At 73.8% G+C, this 17,298-nt stretch carries 17 protein-coding genes and 1 tRNA gene; 12 read left to right on the plus strand and 6 right to left on the minus strand.

The features are described from left to right. The 4 genes from J1M44_RS10975 to J1M44_RS10990 all read left to right on the plus strand — a co-directional run. The coding region (locus J1M44_RS10975; protein ID WP_206481053.1) for a VanZ family protein at positions 1–381 on the plus strand (381 nt) is incomplete at its 5' end. A 34-nt stretch (positions 382–415) separates the two neighbouring features. After that, positions 416–488 (plus strand) — tRNA-Ala (locus J1M44_RS10980). Between the two features lie 245 nt (positions 489–733). Beyond that, positions 734–1,861 carry a glycosyltransferase gene (locus tag J1M44_RS10985; RefSeq protein WP_206481054.1) on the plus strand — a complete coding sequence of 376 codons (1,128 nt, stop codon included), beginning with the start codon at positions 734–736 and terminating at the stop codon, positions 1,859–1,861. Further along, complete coding sequence (locus J1M44_RS10990; RefSeq protein ID WP_206481056.1) at positions 1,861–2,952, plus strand: glycosyl transferase; 1,092 nt, start codon at positions 1,861–1,863, stop codon at positions 2,950–2,952. The genes J1M44_RS10985 and J1M44_RS10990 overlap by 1 nt, the downstream gene beginning before the upstream one ends. Before the next feature lie 29 nt (positions 2,953–2,981). On the opposite strand, the gene J1M44_RS10995 is transcribed toward J1M44_RS10990, so the two are convergent. Further along, positions 2,982–4,976: a glycosyltransferase gene (locus J1M44_RS10995; protein WP_206481057.1), complete on the minus strand. Its 1,995-nt coding sequence runs from the start codon at positions 4,974–4,976 to the stop codon at positions 2,982–2,984. Between the two features lie 165 nt (positions 4,977–5,141). Here J1M44_RS10995 and J1M44_RS11000 point away from each other — a divergent pair, with 165 nt between their 5' ends. From J1M44_RS11000 to J1M44_RS11020, 5 genes are all read left to right on the plus strand, one after another. Further along, positions 5,142–6,254: a hypothetical protein gene (locus tag J1M44_RS11000; RefSeq protein ID WP_206481058.1), complete on the plus strand. Its 1,113-nt coding sequence runs from the start codon at positions 5,142–5,144 to the stop codon at positions 6,252–6,254. Then, positions 6,251–7,627 (plus strand): glycosyltransferase, encoded by a 1,377-nt coding sequence (locus J1M44_RS11005; protein ID WP_342356596.1) that lies wholly within the window; start codon positions 6,251–6,253, stop codon positions 7,625–7,627. Before J1M44_RS11000 ends, J1M44_RS11005 begins: the two co-directional genes overlap by 4 nt. 64 nt (positions 7,628–7,691) lie before the next feature. Then, positions 7,692–8,618, plus strand: a complete 927-nt coding sequence (locus J1M44_RS11010; RefSeq protein ID WP_065572525.1) for a hypothetical protein — start codon at positions 7,692–7,694, stop codon at positions 8,616–8,618. 17 nt (positions 8,619–8,635) lie between these two features. Then, on the plus strand, positions 8,636–9,589 hold the full coding sequence (locus tag J1M44_RS11015; RefSeq protein WP_061873213.1) for a WcbI family polysaccharide biosynthesis putative acetyltransferase: 954 nt from the start codon (positions 8,636–8,638) through the stop codon (positions 9,587–9,589). 112 nt (positions 9,590–9,701) lie between these two features. Continuing rightward, positions 9,702–10,883, plus strand: a complete 1,182-nt coding sequence (locus J1M44_RS11020; protein WP_159833520.1) for an NAD(P)/FAD-dependent oxidoreductase — start codon at positions 9,702–9,704, stop codon at positions 10,881–10,883. Between the two features lie 170 nt (positions 10,884–11,053). Here J1M44_RS11020 and J1M44_RS11025 read toward each other — a convergent pair whose 3' ends face one another. Beyond that, positions 11,054–11,815, minus strand: a complete 762-nt coding sequence (locus J1M44_RS11025) for an OBAP family protein (RefSeq protein WP_206481065.1) — start codon at positions 11,813–11,815, stop codon at positions 11,054–11,056. 327 nt (positions 11,816–12,142) lie between these two features. Here J1M44_RS11025 and J1M44_RS11030 point away from each other — a divergent pair, with 327 nt between their 5' ends. Then, on the plus strand, positions 12,143–12,418 hold the full coding sequence (locus tag J1M44_RS11030; protein WP_020624892.1) for a DUF1540 domain-containing protein: 276 nt from the start codon (positions 12,143–12,145) through the stop codon (positions 12,416–12,418). Between the two features lie 9 nt (positions 12,419–12,427). Here the strand turns inward: J1M44_RS11030 and J1M44_RS11035 are convergent, their stop codons facing one another. After that, complete coding sequence (locus tag J1M44_RS11035; RefSeq protein ID WP_206481066.1) at positions 12,428–13,255, minus strand: hypothetical protein; 828 nt, start codon at positions 13,253–13,255, stop codon at positions 12,428–12,430. Positions 13,256–13,415: 160 nt separating this feature from the next. Here J1M44_RS11035 and J1M44_RS11040 point away from each other — a divergent pair, with 160 nt between their 5' ends. Next, entirely contained in the window at positions 13,416–14,276 is an 861-nt protein-coding gene (locus J1M44_RS11040) for a transporter substrate-binding domain-containing protein (protein ID WP_206481067.1), read from the plus strand. A gap of 238 nt (positions 14,277–14,514) precedes the next feature. Further along, positions 14,515–14,886: a hypothetical protein gene (locus J1M44_RS11045; protein WP_206481068.1), complete on the plus strand. Its 372-nt coding sequence runs from the start codon at positions 14,515–14,517 to the stop codon at positions 14,884–14,886. A 339-nt stretch (positions 14,887–15,225) separates the two neighbouring features. On the opposite strand, the gene J1M44_RS11050 is transcribed toward J1M44_RS11045, so the two are convergent. From J1M44_RS11050 to J1M44_RS11060, 3 genes are all read right to left on the minus strand, one after another. Continuing rightward, positions 15,226–15,417 carry a helix-turn-helix domain-containing protein gene (locus J1M44_RS11050; protein WP_206481086.1) on the minus strand — a complete coding sequence of 64 codons (192 nt, stop codon included), beginning with the start codon at positions 15,415–15,417 and terminating at the stop codon, positions 15,226–15,228. Positions 15,418–15,574: 157 nt separating this feature from the next. Beyond that, positions 15,575–16,111 (minus strand): hypothetical protein, encoded by a 537-nt coding sequence (locus tag J1M44_RS11055; RefSeq protein WP_206481070.1) that lies wholly within the window; start codon positions 16,109–16,111, stop codon positions 15,575–15,577. A gap of 5 nt (positions 16,112–16,116) precedes the next feature. After that, on the minus strand, positions 16,117–17,178 hold the full coding sequence (locus J1M44_RS11060) for an AAA family ATPase (protein ID WP_206481071.1): 1,062 nt from the start codon (positions 17,176–17,178) through the stop codon (positions 16,117–16,119). Positions 17,179–17,298 lie beyond the last annotated feature (120 nt).

Below are 17,298 nucleotides of genomic sequence, written 5' to 3' on the forward strand. Positions count from 1 at the left end.
CCCTCCGCCCCCGCTTCCCGACGACGGCGCCGCGCCCTGACGGCGGCGCTGGCCGTCGCCGTCGTGGTGCAGCTGGTGGTGCTGTACCTGCCGGGCGAGCAGGTGCCGGAGGCCGGGTTCGCCGTGCCGGGGCTGGACAAGGCGATCCACGTGGCCGTGTTCGCGCTGCCCGCGTTCCTCGCCGTGGGGCGGGGGCGGAGCGCGTGGTGGGCGCTGCCGTTCGCGGTGCACGCGCCGGTGAGCGAGCTCGTGCAGCACGCGTGGGTGCCGCTGCGGACGGGGGACCCGGTGGACGTCGTCGCGGATCTGGCGGGGGTGGTGCTCGGCGTGGTCGCCGCGCGGCACAGCCGGATTGGAGGATCGGGGGCGGCGGGCGTATGATGGTCCGGTGCGCTCCTGCGGGAGGGCATGACCTGGGGCTATAGCTCAGTTGGTAGAGCGTTTCGTTCGCAATGAAAAGGTCAGGGGTTCAATTCCCCTTAGCTCCACGGACCGTCCCGGTCCGCGATCCTCGAGGTCGCGGGCCGGGACTTTCTCGTGACGGGGGCGTGTGCGCCCGCCCTGCCCTCATCCCGGGAGGGGGGCCGGTGCTTCCGGGGGGACCCCCCGGGTGTCTACAGTGCCGGGGTACGTCAGCGCGGACGTGATGTGGTCGTCTCACCGCAGGTCAGTCGCGCTTCTGCCGCCCCGCACGGGGCCGTTCGGCCCGGCCCGGGCCGGGAAGGGGTCGCCGATGCGCATCAGCGTGCTCACCCACATGCTCCACCCCATCCGTTCGCCCTACGAGGGCGGGCTGGAGATGCACACGGCCATGACCGTGGAGCACCTCGTGCGCCGGGGCCACGACGTCACCGTCTACGCGCGGGAGGGCACCCGGCTGCCGGGCGACGTCGTCGCCGTGCTGCCCGCCGAGGGCGCCGGCCCGGGCCGCGCGGGCGCCCGCGTGCGCGAGGAGGCCGCCCGCCGGGCCTGCGCGCTGATCCTCGACGACGACTCCGACGCCGTCCTGAACAACTCCCTCTCCCCGGCGCCGCTCGAGCTGCTGCGCGCCCGCCCCATGGTCACCGTCCTGCACACGCCGGCCACGCTGGCGGAGGTGCTGGCCGTCGTCGACGCCCCGGACTGGACGGCCCCCCACCACCACCGGTGGGCCTCGGTGTCCGCGTCGAACGCGCTGGCCTGGCAGCACCGGCTGCCGCGCGTGGACGTGGTGCCCAACGGGATCGAGCTGCACCACTGGGTCTCCGACGCCGTCCCCGTGCGCGGCCGCGCCGTGTGGTCGGGCCGGATCACGGCGGAGAAGGGCCTGCACGTGGCGATCGACGCCGCCCGGATAGCGGGCATGGAGCTGCACTTCGCCGGGCCGATCTCGGACGAGGAGTACCACGCCCGGGAGGTCGTGCCGCGGCTCGGCCCGGACACCGTCTACCACGGCCACCTCGACCACCAGACGCTGCCGCACATGCTCGCCACGGGCGAGGTCTTCCTGGCCACGCCCCTGTGGGCCGAGCCGTTCGGGCTCGCCGTGGTCGAGGCCATGGCGCTCGGCGTGCCGGTGGCCGCGCTGCTCAGCGGCGCGATGGGGGAGATCGTCGCCCCGCAGGCCGGCGCGCTGGCCGTGCACCACACGGCGCAGGAGCTCGCGGTCTCGATCCGCCACGCCCGCCGCAAGGACCGGGGACGCGTGCGTGCGTGGGCCTGCCGGTTCAGCGCGGAGACCATGGTGGAGGGCTACGTGGACCTGCTCGAGCAGGCCGCCGAGGACGCCCGCGACCTCGCCGCCGCCGAGGACGCGTACGGGTTCGACCCGCAGGAGGTCCTGCGCCCGTCCGCCGACGCGGCGGGCCTGGAGTCCCTCTGATGGCCCCGGCCCGCAGGCGGGTCCTCTACTACGCCCACCAGCACGGGGCGGGGCACCTGCGGCACGCCGCCGGCCTGGCGTCGACCGGGGCGTTCGACGTGACGGTCGTGACCGCCCACCCCCGGGCGGCCGAACTGCTGCCCGCGGACGTCCCCGTCATCCCGCTGCCCTCGGACCTCGTGCCCGGCCACGAGCAGCCGGCGCGCTCGCCCCTGCACTGGTCCCCGGTGGGGCCCGAGATCCGGGCGCGCTTCGACGCCCTCCACGCGGCGGCGCGGCGGGTGGACCCGGACGTGTGCGTGGTGGACGTGTCCGTGGAGGCGGCCCTGTTCCTGCGCCTGGCTGGCTGGCCCGTGCTGCACCGCCGCATGCACGGCGAGCGCACCGACCCCGCGCACGCCCTCGTCTACGCCGAGGCCGACGGCCTCTTCGCCCACTACGCCGCCGAGCTCGAGGTCCCCGCCTGGCGCGCCGCCCACGCGGACCGGGTCACCTACCTCGGGGTCGCGGACGTCACCGGCCGGCTCGGCACGCGCGCCACGACGACGGCGTCCGCCGGCGCCGCCCCGCGCGTCGCCGTGATCGCCGGGACGGGCGGCGGCGGGGTGCGGGCCGCGGACCTGGCCCGGGCGGCGTCCGCCGTGCCGGAGGCGACGTGGGAGGTGTACGGCCCGATCGCCGGGGTGGGCGAGCCGGAGGCGCCGGGCGGGCTCGCGGCGGAGACGATGCCCGCCACCGTGACGCTGCACGGCTGGGTCCAGGCGCCGGCCCGCCGGGCCGCGGACGCCGACGTCGTGGTGGTCTCGGCCGGGCACAACGCCGTGGTGGACGCCGCCCGCTCCGGCCGCCCCGTGGTGCTCGCCCCCGAGCCGCGGCCGTTCGACGAGCAGCGCGTGTTCGTGCGCGAGATCCACCGGGCCGCGGGCGTGCCGTGGTGCGCGTGGGAGGACCCGGACGCCGACTGGGCCGGCGCGGTGCGCGGCGCCCTCGCCGACCCGGCCGCCGCCGACCGGCTCGCGGGCCTGCTGCTCGTGCCGCCGGACGAGTACCGGCGGCGCTGGGAGGCGGCGATCGAGGGCGCCCTGGGCTGAGTCCGGCACGCCCCCGGCCGTCACGGCGCTCAGTACGCGGCGTCGTCGCGGCGGGCGGCCGTCAGCTCCGCCTCCGTGGGGTGACGCAGCAGCTCGAGCCGCTCGCCCTCGAGGTCCCACGCGATCAGCCCCGCGTCCGCGAACGCGCGCAGCCACCCCTCCATGGCCCATCGGCCGTGCACCTGCCGGAAGCGGCGGGCGTTGACCAGGATGTCCTCGAGGTGGTGCAGCGGCGGGGTCATCACGCCGTGGTGCTGGTGGAACGCCTCGGCGGGGCTGAACCGCAGCGTCAGGCCGGCGGCGCGGGCTCGGAAGGCCAGGTCCGTGTCCTCGGCGCCGTAGCCGGTGAAGCCCGCGTCGAAACCGCCGATGCGGGCCAGGTCCGCGCGCCGCAGTGCCAGGATCAGCGTCCACACGAGGTGCCACTCGTCCGAGGGGCCGGCGGTCAGGTGCGCGCGCGCCCGGTGGGGCACGGAGAGGCGGCGCAGCAGGGCGTCGGCGCGATGCGAGGTCAGGTCGGCCTCCCCGACGTCGCGGGTCCAGCCCGGCCGCAGGTAGCGGGGCCGGCCCATCACCACGGACCCGGGGTGGGCCGCGACCTCGGTGGCCAGCACGCCGACGGTCTCGGCCGCGGGGATGCAGTCCACGTCGAGGAAGACGAGGATCTCGCCGGTGGCGAGCTCGGCCGCGCGGTTGCGGGCCTGCGCCAGCGGCAGCCCCGCCTCGGCGGCCACGTGTCCCACCGTGACGGGCAGGTCCGTGGCCGGGACGCGCCCGTCCGGCTGGCCCATGAAGACCACGACCACCTGGTCCGGGCGGCGGTGGGAGCGTTCCAGCCCGGCGATCACGCGGGCCAGGTGCTCGTCCCGGTGCCCCGTGATGACCAGCACGGACATGCTCGGCAGTGCCCCGCGCGCCCGGGCGAGGGCCTCGCGGTAGACGGCCACGTGGGCGGCGGCCACGCGACGGCGCTGCCGGGCCCGGGCGGCCGGGTCGGCGGGGGCCGTGCGCGCGCGGGCGCGCACCAGCGTCTCGAGCGCGTCGGCGAGGGAGTCGGGGTCCTCCGGGTCGAACGCGGCGAGCGAGTCGGGGGTCAACCAGGCGCCGGACTGGTCCGCGATGTGCCCGATGTCCGCGACGGCCACCGGCACCCCCAGGTCCCGGCACATCTCCACCCAGCCCGAGTGGGTGCCGATGCGGTACGGCAGCACGGACACGTCCACGTCGCGCAGCAGCGCGTGCAGGGCGGGGTCGTCGAGCCGGTCGTGCTGCCACAGCTCGAAGCCGTGGTGGGCGCAGCCTGCGCGCAGCGCGGCCAGGGCGTCCTCGTCCTGCACGGTGTCCTGGACCTCCACGGTCACCCGCGCGTCGACACCGCGGTCGGCCAGAGTCCCGACGGCGGCGGCGAGCACCGGCAGCAGCGCCACCGGGGCCACCTGGGCCCGCAGGTCCTTGGCGTGCACCAGCAGGCGGGCGGGGGCGGCCGCGCCGTCGCCCTCGTCGGACGCGTCGGGGGGCAGCAGGCCGGGGGCGTCGTCGTCGCCCTGCGCCACGAGGTCCTCGAGCGGGACGATGTGCGGATGGGGGACCACGAGGGCGCGCACGCCGTAGTCGCGGGCGAGGGTCGCCGCGGCGCCGGGGGTGAGCGTGAGCACGGCGTCCGCGCGGCCCAGCAGCACGGCCAGGCGGTCCCGGTGGGGGCCCTGGTCCGTCAGGTGCGGGTTCTCGAGGTCGTGCACGGTCACGACGACGGCGCCCCCGTGCGCGTGCTGCGCGTCCAGGGCGGCGGCCAGCTGGGCGGGGCTGAAGTGCTCGAAGCCGAAGTGCACGTGCAGCACGTCCGGGCGGTGCTCGGCCAGCCACTCCGCGCGCAGGGCCCGGGGCGGCCACCACCGGTGTGCGGGCGCGCCCGGCACCGGCGGGTCCGCCAGGAACTCCACGTCCGGCGCGGCGCCCGGGTCGAGGGGGCGGATCGCGCGGGTGTACGGGTGCTGCGCGGGCACGTGCTGGACGGTGATGCTCACGGGGGAGGGCCTCCTGACCTGGGGGATGCGATGCCGCGCGGGCGGCGTGTCCCCGTCCCGGGTCGGGGGTCGCGAAATCTAGTCTGTCAGGGCAGGATCGGAGAATCGGAGCAGCGGCATCCTGTCCGTTCCGGCGCGCCGCCGCGTCGAGGAGCGCCGCCGCAGGTGAAGGGGATCGTGGACGTGGACTCGCAGCCGCAGGGACGTGTGCTGTACGTGACCGTGGGCGCGCCGGAGCACGGCGTGGTGCGCCACGGTCGGCAGACGGCCGCCGCCCTCCGTCGGGTGGGCGCCGAGGTGGAGCTGCTGACGGCGGAGGACGTCGCGGCGTTCCGGGGCCTCGTGCCCCTGCTGGAGGAGGCGCGCGCGCTGGGTGCCGCCGTGCACCTGGACGTCACGGACGCGCTGTTCGGCCCCACCGCGACCGCCGCCGCGGACCTGCTCGTCGACGTGCTGCCCGAGGGCACCACGCTCACCCTGCACGACATCCCGCAGCCCGCCGAGGGCGACGGCCGCTACCGCCGCCGCGGCGAGGCGTACGCGCGGCTCGCCCAGGCGGCGGCCGGCGTCGTGGTCTCCTCGCAGCACGAGCGGGCGCTGCTGGCGGACCTGGTGGACGTGGTCGCGGACGTGGTCCCGCTGCCCGTGGAGGACCGCCGGGCCGCGGCCGCCCGCGCCGAGCCGGTGGTGCCGGAGAGCATGGCCGGCCTCGACCAGGACGTCGTGCTCTTCGGCTTCGTCTACCCGGGCAAGGGGCACGCCCTCGCCCTGGAGGCCCTCACCGAGCTGCACCGCCAGTGGGGCCCGGACTCCGGGGCGCCGCGCCGGCTGACGGCGCTCGGACCGGTCAGCGCCGGCCACGACGACCTCGTGGCGGAGCTGACCCGCGACGCCGAGGCGCGCGGCCTGGAGTTCCGCGTCACCGGGTTCGTGCCGGACGAGTTCGCGGACGCGGCCCTGCTCTCGGCGGGCATCCCGTTCGCGGCGCACCGCAACGTGTCCGCGTCCGGGTCCCTGGCGGCGTGGACCTCGGTGGGGCGGCGGGCCATCGCCTCCGCCGGCCGCTACACGGAGGAGATGGCGCGCCTGCGACCGGGCACCCTGCGGCTCGTGCACCCGAACGGGTCGCCGGCCTTCGCGATGGCCGAGGCGATCGCCGAAGCGGTCGAGGACCCCGAGCGCACGTGGCTGGGCCCCGGCGTGGACCTCTCGCCCGGCGCCGAGGACTGCGCGCGGATGCTCTTCGACGTGCTCCGCCGCGTGCACAGGTGGACGTGAGCGCCGCCGTCTCCGTGGTGGTGCCCTACTACCGGGCCCAGGCGGACCTCGACCGGCTCACGGCCGCGCTCGCGGCCCAGCGCGGCCTGACCGGGGGGCTGCAGCTCGTGGTGGCCGACGACGGCTCGCCCGTCCCGCCCCGCGTGGACCCGGGCCTGCCGTTCGACGTGGTGACCGTGCGCCAGCAGGACCGCGGGTTCCGCGCCTCGGCGGCTCGGGCGCTCGGGGCGGAGGCGGCTGACGGGGACGTGCTCGCCTTCCTCGACGGGGACATGCTCCCCGAGCCCGGGTACCTCGCCGCGGCGCTGGCGGCGGTGGCCGCGGCGCCCCGGGACGCCGCGGTGGTGGGCCGGCGGCGGCACCTGGCCGAGGCCTGGCTGGAGCGGGCCTGGGCGGAGGGCTGGCGGCCCGGGGACGAGGTGCCCGCGGACGCCCGCCTGGCCGAGCCGGCCTGGCTGCGCGAGGGGTACCGGGCCACGGACGGCCTGCGCCGCGCCGACTCCACCGGCTACCGGTACGTCATCTCGGCCGTGCTCGCGGTGGCGCGCGAGGTCTACGAGGACGCCGGCGGCTTCGACCCCGCCTTCGTGGGCTACGGCGGGGAGGACTGGGAGCTGGCGCACCGGCTGTGGCGCGTGGGGGCGGCGCTGCGCCACGCGCCGGACGCGGTGGCGTGGCAGGCCGGCGCCGACTTCGGCGGACGCGGCGACGCCGCCGAGGCCGCCCGGGTGAAGGCCCGCGAGGCGCTCGTCCTGGCCTCGCGCATCCCCGCGACGACGGCCCGCGGCCACGGCCTGTCCCTGGCCGGCCCGCTGCGGGTCGAGGCGCGCGTGCGGGTGCCGGAGGGCGCGGACGGCGCGGCGGCGGCCGTGGTGGCGGTGGACGCCGTGCTGCGCGCGGCGCCGGGGGCGCGGGTCGGCGTCGTGGGCGGCCTCGACGAGGCGGCGGCGCGCGCGCTCGGCGACCCCCGCGTGCGGCTGCCGGGCGAGCCCGACGGCGGCGCGGCGGCGGCCGAGGACCTGCCGCCGACGCCGGCGCGCGGCGACCTCGACGCCGTGCGATCGGTGCCCGACTGGTCCGTGGACGTGCGCGTGCCGCTGCGGCCCGCCGGGGCCGGCGCCCGCCCTGACGCGGACGCCGTCGCCGCGTGGCTGCTGCGCCTGGAACGGGCCGGCGTCGAGCGCGTGGAGGTGCTGGGCGAGCCGGGTGAGCCGGGCGAGCGGGGCGTGCTCGCCGTGCTGACGTGCGCACGGGCGCGGTGGCTGCCTCGGCGGGGCGGGACGGCGCGGGGGCGGGTGCCCGCCTCCCGGCTGGGCTGGGCGCCCGTGGCCGCCGTGCCGGACCTCGAGGCGTGGTGGGGCGGCTGGGGCTGAGCGGGCCGGTGCCCGCGGGGCGGGGCTGGCACAATCGCGGACAGGACGGAACACGGGAGGACCGATGAGCGAGCTGGACGAACTGGACTTCGTGGCCGTGGAGATCCACACCGCAGGGGCCGACCCGGCGTCCGTGTGCGCCGTGGACATGGCCCTTGTGCGCGGCGGCGAGATCGTCGCCGCCGAGCGGTGGCCCGTGCGCCCGCCGACCGGGCCGGCGTCGTTCTCCCGCCTGCACACCCAGCTGCACGGGGTGGACGAGGCCGCCGTCGCCGACGCGCCGGACTGGCCCGAGGTGGCCGCCCAGCTCGACCTGCTGGGGGAGCACCTGCCGTTCGTGGCGTCCGGGGCGGACCGGGACCGGGGCGCGTACGAGGCGGCCACCCGCGCGACCGGCGGGACGCCGCAGGAACACGAGTGGCGCGATGCCCTGACCCTGGTGGGCCGTCTCCGCCCGGACGTCGCCCCGCCCCGGATCGCGACCGCGGCCCAGGCCCTCGGCGTCCCCGACGGCGGGCACCCGGCCGGCTCCGGGTCCGAGGCCGTGCGGACCGCCGAGGTGGTGCTGGCGCTCGCCCGTCAGAGCGGGCGGGGCACCGTGCGCCGGCTCTGGAGCGAGGCGGTGCCGCCCGCCCCGGACGAGCCGATCATCCCGGAGTCCCTGCGCCAGCGCCACGGTGCGGAGCCGCGCGTGCCGCCCGCGGGTGCGCACCGGTGGGCGCCGCCGTCACCGGCACCCGTCGCGGCGTCCGCGGCACCGGCCGCGCGCGGGGGCGGCGTGGGCTGGAAGCTCGCGGGCACGGCCATGGTGGGGATCGCGCTGGGCGCCGCCCTGTTCTTCGTGGCGAGCGTCTCGGTGATCATGGAGTACCTGGAGGACGGGCGCGGCTCGGACGCCACGGTGGGCATGGGCATCGCGGCGCTCTCCGCGTTCCTGGCCTGGTGGTTCGGGAAGACGGGCGTCGGCTGGATGCGGCGCGAGGACGGCTGAGGAGAGAGGAGGCAGGCGTGCACGTGGACGAGGGACGACGCCGGCACTACGGCCACTTCTACGGGCTCGAGGACCTGCCCGAGGGCGACCTGTTGCTGGTGTGGGGCAACTGCCAGGGCGAGTCGTATCGGCGGCTGCTCGGCGGGGAGCCCGGCACACCGGTGCACGGGGCGGACCTGGTGAGCGTCCGCGTGCCGCCCGCCTTCGAGGCCCAGCCGGACGAGGTCGCGCACCTGGAGCGGCTGCTGCCGCGCGTGAAGGCGCTCGTCACCCAGCCGATCCCGCACGACTACCGGGGCATGCCCATCGGCACGGACCAGCTCGTGGCCCGGCTGCCCGAGGACGCCGCCGTGGTGCGGATCCCCGTGGTGTACGACGTCTCGCGCTTCCCCTGGCAGGTCACCCTCCGCAATTGGAAGTTCGCGCCCGGGGCGGCCGAGCGGCCGGGGGAGGACCCGCCCGTCGTGCCGTACCACGACCTGCGCGTGCTGGCCGAGGCGGCGACGGGCCGTCGTCGGGAGGTGGCGCCGGCGGCGATCCGCGAGGCCGCGGCCGCGTCCGTGCAGGCGCTGCGGGCGCGGGAGGAGGCGAAGGGGACGCTGTCCATGGCGGACCTCGTGGCGGCGGAGCGGGGCGTCGGCTTCTACACCGTGAACCACCCGACCAACACGGTGCTGACCCGCGTGGCCGAGCGCGTGGCCGGGCACCTGCCGGGCGACGTCGCCGTCCAGCCCGTGCCCGCCTCCCGCGTGCTCCTCGGCGGGGTGCGCGCGCCCCTCGAGGCGGTCGTGGTCGAGGCCCTCGACCTCGACGCCGAGCCGACCGAGGACTGGACCGTGGCCGGACAGACCGTTCCGGCCGAGCAGCTGCGCGAGGTGCACCTGGACTGGTATGCACAGAACCCGCAGGCCGTGGAGGTCGGGATGCGCAAGTACGCCGACCAGCTGCGGCTGCTGGGCCTCGCGGGCTAGCGCCGGCTCCGGCCCCCAGTGGAGGATGGGCGGCACGTCCCGTCCACCGCGGAGCACGTCTGCGGGGGCGGTCGTACCGTTCCCTTGACCCCGTCACCCCACGGAGGACCACGTGACCGAGCAGTACGACATCCTGATCGTCGGTGGCGGCAACGCCGGCGTGTCCTTGGCCGCCGCACTGCGGCGGAAGCGGCAGGGCCGGGTCGCCATCGCCGACGGCCAACAGCTGCACCGCTACCGGCCGATGCTGAACTACGCGGCGGGCGGGCAGGCGGACATGGCCCGGTTCGAACGGCCGATGCGATCCGTCATCCCGGACGGGGTCGAATGGATCCCGGACCACGTCGTGGCCGTGGACGCCGAGGAACGGACCGCGGTGACGACCACCGGGCTGACCGTGGGCTTCCGCCACCTGGTGCTCTGCCCGGGGCTGACCCCGTGGTGGGGTGCGATCGACGGGCTGCGTGAGGCCTACGCCGCCGGATGGGCGGCGAGTGCGCACGTGCCCGAGCACGTGGACGCCGCCCGGGCGCTGCTGTCGCGTGTGGCCGCGGGGGACCGTGTGGTGGCGAATGTGCCGGCTGAGCCCTCCTCGTGCGGCGGCACCGTGCTCAAGGCGCTGTTCCTGGCCTGCGCGGCGTGGGAGCGCAAGGGGATCCTGCCGGACGTGGACGTCCACCTGGTGACCCCGTACGGCCGGATCCTGGACCGGCAGACCATCGACCCCGCTCTGGCCGAGGCCGTGGCGAGGTACGGCGTCCACGTGCACGCCGGCGCAGAGGTGAACGCCGTGGACCATGAGGCCCGCGAGGTGGTGCTCAACACCGGTGAGCGGATCACCGACGTGGCGGCCGCGTACATCACGCCCGTGGTGCGGGCCCCGGAGTTCATCGCCGAGGCGGGCCTGGCGGACGACGGCGAGGCCGGCCTGGCAGCCGCGGATCCCGAGACCCTGCGGCATCCCGTGCACCCGCACGTGTGGGCGCTGGGCGACGCCGCCGCCCTGGGCACACGGCCCTCCGGCGGTGCCCTGCGCCGGCAGGTCAAGATCCTGGCCCAGAACATCCAGGCCGCGGACGCGGGGAAGCCGCTCCAGAAGTACGACGGCTACACCGTGATCCCCGTGATGGTCAGCCGGGACGAGCTGGTCCTGGACGAGCACGTCCGCGACGGCTCCGAGGACCGGTCGATCCCCGGCGTGGACCTGACGACGCCGCGGAAGAGCACGGCGGCCTTCGACCGCTTCGGCCAGCCCCGGATCTACTGGCACCGACTGCTCAAGGGGAAGGTCTGAGCCCAGCGTTCTCGCTGACGCGACACATGCGGCGGACGTGCTGTCCCTCACGGGGCGCCCCCGCCCGATCCGGATGACGGCGCCGGCCCGCCGAGCGTTTTCGTTCGGGAAACGGCGGCGTGTCGCACCGCTTTCGTTCGGGAAACGGCGCCCTGCTGACGCCGTCGGCCTCAGTCGTCGCGGCCCCGCACCGGGCGCTCCTCGAGCGTGGTCTGCACGACGCGCCCGCGCTCCCAGCTGTTCGCGCCCGGCACCACGTCCGGGACCGGGATGTCCGCGCGGTTGCGTCGCTTGGCCGCGGTGTCCACGCCCACGCGCTCGTCGCGGGCGCGCAGGAGGGCCTCGTCCACCTGGCCGTCGTCGGTGAGGCCCATCATCAGCTGGGGGATGCCGTACGGGAAGTCGTCCTGGTCGTACTGCCAGGTGTGGAACGTCTTCCCGTAGGTGTGGATGAGGTCTTCGAAGTAACTGTGCTCGGCCAGCTCGGGCACCCCGGGGGCCGTGAGGGCGCCGGAGCTCACCTCGTAGTGATGGCTGTGCCACAGGCGCCGCTCCTCGTCGGGGAGGCTGCGGAACCGCTCCTCGCTGATGATGTACTCGATGCCGATCAGCCGTGCGTCCGGCGCGTTGCGGTCGAAGATCACGCACTGGTGCAGGTCGTGGCGCAGGTGGATGCAGAAGTGGCTGGCTTCGACCTGTCGGCCGAGGTCGTCGGCGTAGAAGTGCAGTCCGTTGAGATAGGTGCTCATCGCGCCCATGGGGTACTTCGGCTGGACCAGGCCGGATGCCGCGTCCAGGAGGCGGTGCTTGAGCGGGTGGCCCTTTCCGACGGCGGACATGAGGGCGATCTTGCGGGCTGCGGTGACGGCGGCCGCAGTGCCCAGTCCGGCGGCGAACCCGAGGGCGGTGGAGGACAGGCGATGGGTGCTCATGGCCCCACGCTAGGAGTGCGGGGCGGACTCGGCCAGGGTGGTGGAGCTGCCGGGGCTGCTCAGGAGGCGGGGACGGCGGATCGTCTGCGCATCTGACCCTTCTGAGTGGGCGCGTGGTCGCCAGAAGGGCCAGAGATGCAGAAGATTCCGGGCGGCCGGCGGGCACGACGTCGGTCCATACGACACGCGACAATGCGCAAAATCCATTTGCGCTAATCGTCTATCGACTAAGGATCACCCCTCTTGTGCTATTCGTGGACCGGAGTAATCTCGATTCCAGCAGCACCGCCCCAGTCCGGGGCGGGCCCGAACCGGGAGGATCACGCCATGACCACCGCCGTCCGCACCTGCGCCGCCAGTGCCTGTGCCTTCAACGCCGAGACGTCCTGCAACGCCCTGGCCATCACCGTCGCCGGCTCCGACCGCACGCCCGGCTGCGGCACCTTCGTCCAGCTCGACGTCCGCCGCCCGGTGACCGAGGGCGCCTCGACCGTCGGTGCGTGCCACCGCCTCGAGTGCACGTACAACGCCGACCTCGCCTGCACCGCCGAGGGCATCGAGGTCACGGACGTGGCCACCTGCGCCACCTACACGATCGACTGACGCCGCCCCTCAGGGGTGGGCGACCCGCGCCGGGATCGCGTCCAGCAGTCGCCGCCAGGCGTGCCGGGGGCTGTGGTCGAGCCGGCCTGCACCGGGCAGGGCCACGTGCACCGCGGTGGTCTCGCCGTCGCGGACGCGCAGCAGGGTCACTCCAGCTTCGTCCGCGTCGAGGGCGTGGGCGGGCGACTCGGGCAGGGGCCCGGTGCCGACCTGCAACGGGGTGCTCTCGCCCGGCAACAGGCCCAGGGCGACGGCGTCGGCCAGGTCCGCGAGCACCTCGGGGGCGGTGCCCAGCACGTCGTCCGCCAGGTCTGCGAGCTCGGCCTGGTCGATGAGCCCGCGCGACGTGAGCGGCAGGGTGTGGCGGCAGAACACGGCGACGCCGTCGACGTCGTGCAGCAGGATCCGCTGGGTCTCGACGACGCCCACGCGCACCCGTGGGCCGACGTCGGCCACGAGGTCCGCGACGCGGCCGCGCAGCCCCAGCTCCGCGACCTCGGCCGAGTCCCGGCACCAGCGCAGGGTGCCGAGCAGATGCACGGACGCCAGGCGGGTGGGGAGCGTGAGGTCCAGGGCGTCGCGCAGGACGTCCACGCGCACGTCCAGCGGCGCGGGCGTGTGGAACGCGCCGAGCGAACCGAAGAGGTTGGGGACGTGGGCGACCACGAGGCGGCCGTCCGCGCTCACGCCGTGGACGGCCGTGGTGAGCGTCTCGCCGGCGCGGAAGGCCGTGACCTCGACGGAGCCCTCGCCGCGGAGCAGCCGTTGGGCCAGCAGCAGACGACGGGGCGCCACGGGCGGCAGCGGATGGGCGGGGTGCGTGGAGGCGTGGGCCATGGGGGTCCTTCCAGCGGGGGTCCGTGAACCAGTAAGGCACACCTCAGTGATATACGCAAGGCGAGTGTTGTGTATTTGTCGTACGCGGGGCGGTGGGGGCGTGTGGTGCTGGGCTACGGTGACGGGATTGACATGCCGTCGTCGAGGGACACAGCCGATCATGACCTTCCGCGCTACCCACTACCGACTCACGACGGCGGCCTTCGGCGTCGCCCTGGCGCTCACCCTCACCTCCTGCGGCACGGCGCAGGATGCGGGCAGCTCATCGGAACCTGCCACCGCCACCGTCGTCGACTCCGCGCTCACCCGCATCAAGGAGGCCGGGACGTTGCGCGTCTGCTCCACCGGTGACTATCCGCCCTTCACCGAGCAGACCGAGAGTGGCGACTGGAAGGGCATCGATGTGGACATGGCCCGCGATCTCGCCGAGACCATGGGCGTGGAACCGGAGTTCGTGAAGACCAGCTGGCAGACGCTCATGGACGACTACACGTCGGGGGCGTGCGACGTCGCCGTCGGGGGCATCTCCCTGAACCCGGAACGCGCCGGGCAGGTGTACTTCACCGTGCCCACGCAGGAGGACGGCAAGACGCCGATCACCCGCTGCGAGGACGTCGAGAAGTACGACACCGTGGCGGAGATCAATCAGCCGGGTGTGCGGTCGATCTTCCCGGAGGGCGGTACCAACGAGAAGTTCGCGCGGGAGCACTACCCGCAGGGCGAGCTGCTGACGCACGACAACCTCACGGTGTTCGACGCTCTCGCGGCCGGTGAGGCGGACGTGATGACCACCGACCGCTCCGAGGTGCTCTACATCGACCACGAGTACCCCGAGCTGTGCGCCGCGAACCCGGACGAGCCCTTCGACTACTTCCAGAAGGGGTACATGCTCCCGCAGGGTGACGAGGTGTTCAAGCACTACGTGGACCAGTGGCTGGCCATCGCGCTCAAGGACGGGACGTACGGAGGATTCGCGGAGCCGTGGGTCGGGGACGTGGAGCTGAGTCTGCCGCAGGGGTGAGCGGGTGGCAGGAGGTACCGGCCCGGGGCCATGTGGACAGGGCCGTGGATCCGGGGTGGGACGAGCCTATGACGACGATGCACCCCGCATGCGCCCCGTCCCTCTCCTCACCGACTGGAAACCCGTGGTCGGTCGACATGCCCCCGCACGAGTTCGTCGAGTGGATGGAGCAGGAGGCCGCCGCCTCGGACCTGTGGTGGCATCTTAGGGGGGCGCGGCGAGCTGGGGGCGGCACGAGTTGGAGTTCGTCGCGCAGATCACCGACCTGGTGCACCGCGTCGCCGAACCGAGTGACCGGCTGACCTTAGAGGACGAGGAGCCGGTGACCCGCTACGCCCAGATCATGCAGCTCGGCGACGGGCTGTTCATGGTCGAGATCGCCAGGGTGTTCGAGGCGGGCGCTTACAACTGGCGGATCGGCCGGAGCCGGGCCGACGAGGACGCCGAGAACGTTCCGGGCGACCGGGTGACGGGCGCGCAGAAGCTCACCGCCGCTGAGACCACCGAGGTTTTCACGAGCTGGGCTGAGGGTCACGGCCTGCCGCTCGGCTACGGGGCCTCGCTGCATGTGTACGGGGACGTGCCGCACCCCGGGCAGGTGGGGGCCTGACACCGGGCCGGTCCGGGTGTCGGGCCTTCAGCTCCTCCCGTCGGTGCCGCAGTTCGCGCTCTGCTCTGTTCAACGGCGACCCATCGAAGGGCAGGCGGGCGAGGTCCACGGCCTCGGCGGCCGCGAGCGCCTTCCGCGTGGCCGCCGCCGCGGCCCGCTGGGAGCGACCTCCCCGCGCCTGCTCGGCGCCTGGAGGACGGCGATGTTCTGCGCGTGGAGATCTCTGTCGCCGGTGAGCCACGCGAACAACAAATGCAGGTAGAGGTTGTGTGCGGCGACGGGCGCGGCTGTGGCAGTCGGCCGTGCTGATCCGCTCGAGCGAGCCGAGGCCCGGGGCGTTCACCTGCGGGCCTCGAGGTCCAGGCCCAAGACGCCGAGCACGGCGAGCAGCGACGAGAGCGTGCCCCGGCCTGTGCTGCGCTCGATCTGCCGGACGGTGGCGTCGGAGATCCCGGCGAGGTCTGCCATCTCCTGTTGGGCCAGGTTGAGCTCCCTGCGTGTGGCGCGGACGTGCTCACCGATCCGGCGGATCGCAGGATGCGGGGCGGTCGTGGCCCCATCGTGGCACGCGGGCGGCGGCTTCCGAAGAGTTTTTCGGAAAGGCGATCTGGTCGGGGGCTACGGCGTTCTCTGCGCTCTTCTTCCGAAGGAATCTTCGGATTCACCCCGCAGGGGATGCTCGGAAGAATCAGGACGGGAGGTGGGCGCCCCGGGTCGCAGGGTCCCGGCGACTCGTCCAAGGCGTACGGTGGTTCGGCGTCAGGCTCGACGTCACGAACCCCTTGGCCAGATGGAGGCGTCGCGCGGCCCATTCAGCTTTCTGGCTGTAGGCCATCAATGGTCCGGCCGCCATCCGCCGAGGTCGTTGTGCGGCCGGTTCTACGTGCAATGTCAAGTAGATTTCCTGAGCCCGGAGCGAAGCGATGGAGAAGTCTTGAGCTGGACTCTGGTTCTGTGACCTTCCCAGCGCGCTCAGCAGGGCGAGGGTGCCCACTGCTTTGCGTAGCAGTACCTCGTCGAGGTTCTCGGGCGCCTTGGCGCCTGGGTAGGAATAGTCTTTTACCTCGATCATCCATAGACGGCTGCCATCCAGAGCGACGACATCACATCCGTGGATCTGGCCGGTACCGCTGATATCTCGGTATTGGGGCCACTCATCGAAGACCTCCACCCTCCAGTCCTCAGGGAAGGAGAAGATCGTGCCGTCGATCTCTACCTCGGCCATCCGTTTCACATCCCGAGGTAGTCATCCGCCTGGCGCGCCTCCGCCTCTAGCGCGGCGATGAAGGGCAGGTTCTCCATCACCGCGACTGAAGCGGCCGTGACGCGGGCAGCTGCGTCCGGCTGCCCGTCGTCAGTCGAACGCTGAAGCCCGATGAAACGAGGAACGATGTCACGCTCGTTCTCCAGAGTCATCTCCAGTTCTCGCAGGAGGAAGGTGCTGTGAGTGGCTACGAAAATCTGCACCCCATGCCGGGCCAGGTGGATGAGGGCATGGGCCACTGCCTTCTGAGAGGACGGATTGAGGTTGGCCTCGGGCTCGTCCCAGAACAGATACCCACTCTCCAACAGTGCCCCGGAGGAGATGAGCCGGACGATCATCGCCAGCTTCCGGTGGCCTTCGGCCAGCAGCGGTGCTTCCAGATTTCCGATGCCAGGTTGGTGGAGATAGAAGCGGCCGCCTCCCTCAGAGACCGTTCCTCCTTGGAGAAGCTCGGAGAAGGGAGCCAAGAGCTCGTTGGCGCGGCGGCCGCGCGGTCCACGGAGCGCCGGCAACAGCAGCAGCTGTACAGTGTCCCGCCATGTCTCTTCGAAGGGGGTCTGATATGTGTCGTAGAGGGAGACGAAATCGGCTCCCAGTGACAGAAGTTCGTGGGACGGCATGAAGACGGGCTGGTCCTCCTCGAGGGCCTCCGTCGGGTGCTTGGCGAGCTCGACTTCGGTGCGTGAGCGCGAAGAGAAGCTGAATTCCAAAGGTGTCCCCACACCCTCAAGCTTCAGTCGGACACTGCTTCGCGCAGTCCCCTGAACGCGGCGGCTCAAGCGGCCCAGCGAATCCGGGCGAAAAGTCCCCACCAGCTTGTCGGCGATGGCTGGCTGCAGCTCACGCTTCGTCGCACCGGGGTTCTCACGAAGCGAGCGTGTGGCCGCATAGAGCAGCTTCAGCAGCTGGGATTTGCCGGTGGAGTTGTCACCCAGAACAACATTCAGTGAGCGCGAGAATTCCACATTGATCGCTTCGAACGGACCGAAGGCCTCAGCCTTCAGGCCCGCCACCGGGTGCTTCGCCATGCGACCAGCGTACTGTTCCGGTGTACCTAAGTGGGTACACCTGTGATCTCCTGGCATCTGTTCGTGTCGATGCGGCCAGCATTCTGCCTCCACCCGACCCTGCTGAAAGGCCCCCATGCC

It is taken from the genome of Micrococcus sp. KRD128, from assembly GCF_017168395.1.
In the GTDB taxonomy this organism is placed as follows: Bacteria; Actinomycetota; Actinomycetes; order Actinomycetales; family Micrococcaceae; genus Micrococcus; species Micrococcus luteus.

Coding starts and splice junctions, on each gene's coding strand:
- J1M44_RS11010 (WP_065572525.1), top strand. CDS start 7,692: ATGAGCGAGCTGGACGAACTGGACTTCGTGGCCGTGGAGATCCACACC.
- J1M44_RS11035 (WP_206481066.1), bottom strand. CDS start 13,255: ATGGCCCACGCCTCCACGCACCCCGCCCATCCGCTGCCGCCCGTGGCG.
- J1M44_RS11060 (WP_206481071.1), bottom strand. CDS start 17,178: ATGGCGAAGCACCCGGTGGCGGGCCTGAAGGCTGAGGCCTTCGGTCCG.
- J1M44_RS11030 (WP_020624892.1), top strand. CDS start 12,143: ATGACCACCGCCGTCCGCACCTGCGCCGCCAGTGCCTGTGCCTTCAAC.
- J1M44_RS10985 (WP_206481054.1), top strand. CDS start 734: ATGCGCATCAGCGTGCTCACCCACATGCTCCACCCCATCCGTTCGCCC.
- J1M44_RS11040 (WP_206481067.1), top strand. CDS start 13,416: ATGACCTTCCGCGCTACCCACTACCGACTCACGACGGCGGCCTTCGGC.
- J1M44_RS11025 (WP_206481065.1), bottom strand. CDS start 11,815: ATGAGCACCCATCGCCTGTCCTCCACCGCCCTCGGGTTCGCCGCCGGA.
- J1M44_RS11055 (WP_206481070.1), bottom strand. CDS start 16,111: ATGGCCGAGGTAGAGATCGACGGCACGATCTTCTCCTTCCCTGAGGAC.
- J1M44_RS10990 (WP_206481056.1), top strand. CDS start 1,861: ATGGCCCCGGCCCGCAGGCGGGTCCTCTACTACGCCCACCAGCACGGG.